Consider the following 7,102-nt stretch of genomic DNA (forward strand, 5'->3'; position numbering starts at 1 on the left):
CGCTCGGCCGCGCTCAGCACGATCGACACCGCAGGCTTGCCCATCGCCGTACCCCTACCGATCACCTAAATAATCGTAGGAATTTCACGATCAGGGCACTAGAGCGATTTCCGGCCTGACTGAATCGCTTGTGATCCACGAGGTCGTGGAGAGATGATTCAGTGCTCCTGGCAAGGAGGCCAGGGACATGTCGAAGGCGCTGTCGGTGGATCTGCGCGAGCGGGTTGTGGCAGCGATTACCGCGGGTGCGTCCTGCCGGGCAGCGGCGGCCCGCTTTGGGGTGAGCGCGTCGAGCGCGATCCGCTGGGCCACGCTGGCACGAAAGGTGGGGTCGGTCGCACCGGGGCCGCTGGGCGGTGATCGTCGAACGGCTCGGATTAAGGCGCATGCGCCGCTGATCCTGGGCCTGGTCGAGCGGACCTCCGACATCACCCTCAAGGAGATCCGGGCCGAACTGGCCAAGAATGGCGGACCGCCAATGGCGAGCGCCGCAAGCGATACCTCTATGTGCCCTCTTCATAACGGTCGAGCCAGACGCCTGACGAGGAGCATGGCGGCGGCGAGGGTAAAGAAGGCGACGGCGGAGCTGACGATGGCTTCATGGTCGCGGGCGAGGCGTCGGCATCGGCCGAACCAAGCGAAGGATCTCTCGACATGCGCTGATCGCGACCCGACTGGCCGGGGTGGCAAGCTCGGGGCGCGGAGCGGGCGGAAAGGCTGCCCGCGGTCACCTGAGTAGGGTGTCATGGTGCAGTACGCGGCGCTGGACGTTTCGGACAAGGACACCGCCATTCACGTGCTCGACGAGGACGGCAGGTTGGTGTGGAAGGGCAAGCGGGCGAGCGAGCCGGAGGTCCTGGCCACGGCGCTCCGCCGTCACGCTCCGGAACTTCGGCGGGTCGGCCTGGAGACAGGGCAGCTAACGCCCTGGCTGTACCACTCGCTCAAGGCGCTCGGGATCCCGGTGGTCTGCCTCGACGCCCGACACGCGCGGGCGGCGACGGCCCTGCAGCGGAACAAGACCGACGCGCGGGACGCCGAGACGCTGGCGCAGCTCGTGCGGACGGGCTGGTACCGGGAGGCACGGGTCAAGGGCTGGGCAGCACACGCGGTGCGCCATCTGGTGAATGCCCGGTCCCAGCTGGTCGGCATCTCGACGGACCTGTCGAACCAAATCCGGAGCGTGCTCAAGACATTTGGCCTGCGGGTTCGGGGGCGGGCGGGCGGAGTGTTCGAGGCCAAGGTGCGGGGAGCGATGGCGGAGCGGCCGGAGGTGGCCGCCGTGGTCGAGCCGCTGCTGACGGTGTGGCGGACGGTGCGGGATGGGATCGCCGGGCTGGACCGCCGTATCATGGCGGCCGCAAAGGATGACCCAACCTGTCGGCTGCTGATGACCTGCCCGGGCGTGGGTGCCGTCATCGCCACGAGCTTCAGCGCAGCCGTTGAGGCACCAGAGCACTTCCGGCGCTCGCGCTCGGTAGGCGCCTACCTCGGCCTGACACCAAGGCGGCACCAGTCCGGAGAAATGGACCGCAGCGCGGGCGTGTCCAAGCGCGGCAACCGGCTGCTGCGGAGCTACCTGTTCGAGGCGGCCGCCTGCCTGCTGGTCCGGGTGCAGCGCGCATCGGCGTTGAAGGCCTGGAGATTGGCCCTGGTGCAGCGCCTTGGGTTCAAGCGAGCGGCCGTCGCCGTCGCGCGCAAGATCAGCGTCGTGCTGCATGCCATGTGGAGGGCCAACGCGCCGTTCCAGGCTTGGCCCGGCCTCCCTGCCGCGACCTGACCGACACAGAACAGCAGTTTCCAGTTCCGCCGGCCAGGCGGACGCAGGCGTCCCCGCCGGGACGCGACGCAGGCCATCCCGCGGTGGGTCTTGCGGCCGGGCAACCGGACCGCGCGCTCGACATGGAGGGGTCTCGTCTCGAGGCGCATAGTGCGGCGGCCAGCAGGGCCGACCGCGGAAACAACCACGATCCGGCGGCGATGCAGCGGCAGTAGAAAGGAATTGACCAACCCAGTCGCGATCAAACAACCAGCCAGCGCCTCGGCTGCACGGCGAGGCCTCTCTGGCCGGGTGCACGGCCGACGTTCGTGACGGCCACCGGCGAGGCCTGGGCCACGCGCGATCCGGCATAGGCGCGGTCGGCGAAGCAGCGGGCGAGGAACGGCCACGGACGGCGCGACATGGCCAGCAGAGCCGCACCTCTTCGGCTGTCGTGCAGGGCGGCCGGTGAGACGGCGGCCAGCAGGAGTCTGCCATCGGTGTCCACCAGGGCGTGGCGCTTGCGCCCCGTCACCTTCTTTCCGGCGTCGTAGCCGCGGACGCCCTCCACACCGACCCCACCCGAGCGGGCGGATTGGGCATCCAGCACGGCCGCTGTTGGCGAGGCCTCACGGCCTACACGTCTCGGTCGGCCATGGTGAGCGCGTGCGCCAGTTGCTCGAAGGTGCCCGAGCGCGAGAGGCGCAGGAACCAGCGAAGCACCGTCCCGGAGGGTGGGAACTCGCGTGGCAGGTGGGCCCAGGCACATCCCGTCCGAAGCACGTAGACGATGGCATCAACCACCAGCCGCATCGGCCAGCTCCGCGGACGCCCGGTGCGCGCTGGATGCGGCAAGAAGGGCTCGACCACCGACCACTCGGCATCGGTCAGGCACGTTGCATAGGGCTGGGAGCCGCGCGCAAGCTGCGCAGGCGGCAGGGGTCGACATGGGCCACCTCGAAGGACCTCAGACATCCTCCGAACGCGCATAACCCCTGCCGCTCACTCCAACCCAGCCGTTATGAAGCGGGCTGTATGTCGCCAACGACCGCCAGTCGCGTTCCGTCCACTTGGCCGTCAAGGATGACGAGACCGAGCGCAGCGCCATCGCCTTCTTGCGCGAGGCAGCCAAGGCCTTCCCCTTCCGCCTCACCTATGTGCTGACCGACAACGGCAGCTGCTTCACACCCGCCTTCGCCCGCGTCTGCGCCGAACTCGGCGCCGAGTATCGTCACACCCGGCCCTACTCGCCGCAGACCAATGGCATGGTAGAGCGGTTCAACGGCCGGGTGAGTAGCGAGGTGCTCGGCATCACCATCTGGTCCCACGCCGACCTCGAGCAGCTGCTCCGTGGGTTCAACGCCGCCTATAATGCCCGGCGCCAGCGCGTCCTCGACGGCAAGACGCCCGATCAGGTCGTCAAGGAGCGCCTCCGAGCCCGACGAAAGCTTGCCCGCCCCAAACCCGAAACACCTGAGGGCGGCGCCGGGCCAGAGGACATCGCCGGCGCACCCCTCATCGCTGAAGACGCCAAGGAGGTCTCACAACCGGACAGCTAATCGATGAGTCCCGACCCTCTAAGACAATTCTCCTGTTCGCTGATCACACGCTCGTGTGTTAGTATTGCTCCATGTCGCTCACTTCTGATCCGAACGCTCCACTTGTGCGAGACCCTCGCATGAGCGGCAACGTTTCGGCCTGGTCCTTCCTGATAGATGGTCCGCTTCTGCTGAAATCACGGCGCTTCCGCGATCACCGCGGGTACCTCATGGAGACTTACAGCGGCCCCCATTTTGCCACGGTCGGCGTGCATGACGTCTTCGTGCAGGACAATCAATCCCTCTCCGTCCAGGCAGGTACGCTGCGCGGCATGCACTTCCAGCTCTCGCCCCGCGCCCAGGCCAAGCTCGTGCGCGTGCTGCAGGGGGCGATCCTTGATGTCGTCGTCGATATCCGGCGAGCTTCGCCGAGCTTCGGCCAGCATATCGCATGTCGCCTCTCCGCCGGTGGCGGCGAGCAGTTCTACGTCCCGGCCGGCTTCGCCCACGGCTTCGTCACGCTGGAGCCCGATACGATCGTCGCCTACAAGGTGAGCGACGTCTATGCGCCCGACCTGGACCGGGGCCTTGCCTGGGACGATCCAGACCTCGCGCTTCCCTGGCCCGATCTGCCCGGCGGCTTCGTCCTGTCGGAGAAGGACCGCCGCCATCCCCGCCTCCGCGACCTACCCGACGCTTTCTGAGGTTCCCTCCCATGCGCGTGATCGTCACCGGCGGTGCCGGCTTCATCGGCTCTGCCCTCGTCCGGCACCTCGTCCTCGATCTCGGCCATGAGGTGCTCGTCATCGACAAGCTCACCTATGCCGGGGACCGGCGCACGATCGCCCAGTGCGAGGGCCGGCCGAACTACGCCTTCCTGCAGGCCGACATCTGCGATGCCGAGCGCATGCGGTCGGCCTTCGCCGACTACGCTCCCGACGCCGTCATGCACCTGGCGGCCGAGAGCCATGTGGACCGCTCGATCGCCTCGGCCGCGCCCTTCATCCAGACGAACGTGATGGGGACATTCTCCCTGCTGGAGGCGGCGAGGGCGCTGGTCGCCGGCTACCCGTCGCCGCGCCGGGAAGCGTTCCGCTTCCTGCACGTCTCGACGGACGAGGTTTTCGGCTCGCTCGGCCCGACCGGCAGCTTCACGGAATCCACGCCCTACGATCCACGCTCTCCCTACTCCGCGAGCAAGGCAGGGTCCGACCACCTCGCCCGTGCCTGGCACGAGACCTACGGGCTGCCGACCATCATCACGAACTGCTCCAACAACTACGGGCCCTACCACTTCCCGGAGAAGCTCATCCCGCTCGTCACGCTGAACGCGCTGGAGGGAAAGCCGCTCCCTGTCTACGGCGATGGCGGCAACATCCGGGACTGGCTCTTCGTCGAGGATCATGTCCGTGCCCTCGTCGCCGCCGTGACCCGCGGCCTGCCGGGGCAGACCTATAACGTCGGCGGCCGCGCGGAGCGCACGAACCTGGCGGTGGTGAACGCCATCTGCGACACGCTCGACCGCCTGCGCCCGGCATCCCGCCCGCGGCGCGAGCTCATCACCTTCGTGGCCGACCGGCCCGGCCACGACCGCCGCTACGCGATCGATCCCGCCAAGGCCGAGAGCGAGCTTGGCTGGCGCTCCTCCGTCACCTTCGAGGAGGGGATCGAGCGCACCATCGCCTGGTACCTGGACAACGAGGCCTGGTGGCGGCCGCTGCGCGAGGGGGTCTACTCGGGCGAGAGGCTGGGCCTGCTCAACGACGTGGCGAGCGCGGCCTGATGCGCGTCCTCATCGCCGGGCGCACGGGCCAGCTCGCCGTCGAGCTGATGGAGCGCCTGCCGCGCGACGGCCATCTCGTCACCGCGCTGGAACCGCCTGACCTGGATCTCGCCGACAGCGCGGGCATCGCCGCCGCAGTGGAGGCCACGGCGCCCGATATCGTCGTCAACGCCGCGGCCTACACGGCGGTCGACAAGGCCGAGAGCCAGCGGGATCTCGCCTTCGCCGTGAACGCCACCGGGGCAGGGCTCCTGGCCGCCGCCGCCGCCGCGCGCGGCCTGCCCTTCGTCCATGTCTCGACCGACTACGTCTTTCGCGGAGACGGCGGCGCGCCCTATGCCGAGGACGCGCCCACGGATCCCGCCGGCGTCTACGGCGAATCAAAGCTGGAGGGTGAGCGGGCGGTCCTCGCCGCCAATCCGCGCAGCATCATCCTCCGGACGGCCTGGGTCTGCAGCCCCCATGGCAACAACTTCGTCAAGACGATGCTGCGTCTCGGGGCGGAGCGGGAGAGCCTCTCCGTCGTCGATGACCAGCACGGCGCGCCCACTTTCGCCCACGACCTCGCCGATGCCATCGCCCGCCTGATTCCGGGGCTCGTCGCGGCGCCGGCCGGGAGCGACGCCTTCGGCATCTTCCACCTGACCGGCGCGCCGTGGACCACCTGGCACGGCTTCGCCGCCGCCATCTTCGAGGGGGCCGCGCAGCGCGGGCAGCGCGTGCCGCGCCTCGTTCCGATCACCACGGCGCAATACCCGACGCCCGCACGCCGCCCGGCCGATGCGCGCCTCGATTGCGGGCGCATCATCCGCGTGCACGGGATCCACCCCGCCGACTGGCGGCGCTCTCTCTCTCGCTGCCTTGCCGCACTCATCACCCCTCCGGAGACCATGTCGTGAAGGGCATCATCCTCGCGGGCGGCAGCGGAACCCGCCTCTATCCCGCGACCCTGGCCATCTCGAAGCAGCTCCTGCCGGTCTTCGACAAGCCGATGATCTACTACCCGCTCTCGGTCCTCATGCTGGCCGGCATCCGGGACATCCTCGTCATCTCCACGCCGCACGACCTACCCCTCTTCCAGCGCCTGCTCGGCACCGGCGAGCAGTGGGGCATCCGGCTCTCCTATGTCGAGCAGCCCCGCCCCGAGGGCCTGGCCCAGGCCTTTATCCTCGGCGAGGAGTTCCTGGACGGCCAGCCCTCGGCCCTCGTGCTCGGCGACAACATCTTCCACGGCGACAACCTCGAGGCCGAACTCGCCTCGGCCCGCGTCGCAGGCCCGGGCGCCTCCGTCTTCGCCTACCGCGTCGCCGATCCCGAGCGCTACGGCGTCGTCGAGTTCGACAGCGGCTCGCGCGCCGTCTCGCTCGAGGAGAAGCCCTCCAGGCCGCGCTCGGACTGGGCGGTGACCGGGCTCTACTTCTACGACGGGCGCGCCTCCTCCCTCGCCCGCTCGCTCCAGCCCTCCGCGCGCGGCGAACTCGAGATCACCGACCTCAACCGCCTCTACATGGAGGAGGGCACCCTGCGCGTGATCCGCCTCGGCCGCGGCTATGCCTGGCTGGACACGGGCACCCATGACAGCCTCCTGGAAGCCGGCGAGTACGTCCGCGCCATCGAGAAGCGCACCGGCATGAAGATCGCCTCCCCCGAGGAGATCGCCTGGCGGCTCGGCTTCATAGACAACGCAAGACTGCAAACCCTCGCAAGCCGATACGATAAAAACGGGTATGGCGCCTATCTGCGCCGGCTGATGGAGAGCGGTTGAGCGCTCGGCCGGCTCGCTCGTCAGGGCGTCTCAAGGCTGCCGCAAGTGCGGGTAGCTTGAGCCTGAATGGGAAGGCGGACGCCGAGGACGCAGGGGAGGGTGCGGCTTCCTCAGCCTCCTCGCCATAGGAGCCGTCCTGAACGCCAGGTCCGATGCCGGCAGCGTAAGCGGTGGTTTGAGGCCGTATTGTCCTGGAGCGTGCTGACGGCGAGGTAGCGTCACGGATGGTGAGGTGACGCGATGTTGGAGCGTGTGGC

5 protein-coding genes and 3 pseudogenes are annotated in these 7,102 nt (G+C 68.8%); 6 read left to right on the forward strand and 2 right to left on the reverse strand.

The features are described 5' to 3' along the window. Positions 1-516 precede the first annotated feature (516 nt). Positions 517-654 (reverse strand): annotated as a pseudogene (locus FHS87_RS24080) (IS5/IS1182 family transposase); the annotation flags it as partial. A 91-nt stretch (positions 655-745) separates the two neighbouring features. Between FHS87_RS24080 and FHS87_RS22755 the strand changes: the two are divergent. After that, positions 746-1,780, forward strand: coding sequence for an IS110 family RNA-guided transposase (locus FHS87_RS22755; RefSeq protein WP_184522055.1), 1,035 nt, complete (start codon positions 746-748; stop codon positions 1,778-1,780). 247 nt (positions 1,781-2,027) lie between these two features. Here FHS87_RS22755 and FHS87_RS24085 read toward each other — a convergent pair. Then, a pseudogene (locus FHS87_RS24085) lies at positions 2,028-2,734 on the reverse strand (IS5 family transposase); the annotation flags it as partial. A gap of 56 nt (positions 2,735-2,790) precedes the next feature. Here FHS87_RS24085 and FHS87_RS22770 point away from each other — a divergent pair. The 5 genes and pseudogenes from FHS87_RS22770 to rfbA all read left to right on the forward strand — a co-directional run. Further along, positions 2,791-3,318: pseudogene (locus FHS87_RS22770) on the forward strand (integrase core domain-containing protein); the annotation flags it as partial. Positions 3,319-3,437: 119 nt separating this feature from the next. After that, positions 3,438-4,001: a dTDP-4-dehydrorhamnose 3,5-epimerase gene (gene rfbC / locus FHS87_RS22775; protein WP_246418648.1), complete on the forward strand. Its 564-nt coding sequence runs from the start codon at positions 3,438-3,440 to the stop codon at positions 3,999-4,001. A gap of 11 nt (positions 4,002-4,012) precedes the next feature. Then, the gene (gene rfbB, locus FHS87_RS22780) at positions 4,013-5,080 is read left to right on the forward strand and encodes a dTDP-glucose 4,6-dehydratase (protein WP_184522069.1); all 1,068 of its coding nucleotides are present in this window, start codon (positions 4,013-4,015) and stop codon (positions 5,078-5,080) included. Next, a complete protein-coding gene (gene rfbD / locus FHS87_RS22785) occupies positions 5,080-5,979 on the forward strand; it encodes a dTDP-4-dehydrorhamnose reductase (protein WP_184522072.1) in 900 nt (299 codons plus the stop codon). Before rfbB ends, rfbD begins: the two co-directional genes overlap by 1 nt. Continuing rightward, positions 5,976-6,845, forward strand: a complete 870-nt coding sequence (gene rfbA, locus FHS87_RS22790) for a glucose-1-phosphate thymidylyltransferase RfbA (protein ID WP_184522075.1) — start codon at positions 5,976-5,978, stop codon at positions 6,843-6,845. The genes rfbD and rfbA overlap by 4 nt, the downstream gene beginning before the upstream one ends. The last annotated feature ends 257 nt before the right edge of the window (positions 6,846-7,102 follow it).

The sequence above is a fragment of the Muricoccus pecuniae genome (assembly GCF_014199205.1).
Taxonomy (GTDB): domain Bacteria; phylum Pseudomonadota; class Alphaproteobacteria; order Acetobacterales; family Acetobacteraceae; genus Roseomonas; species Roseomonas pecuniae.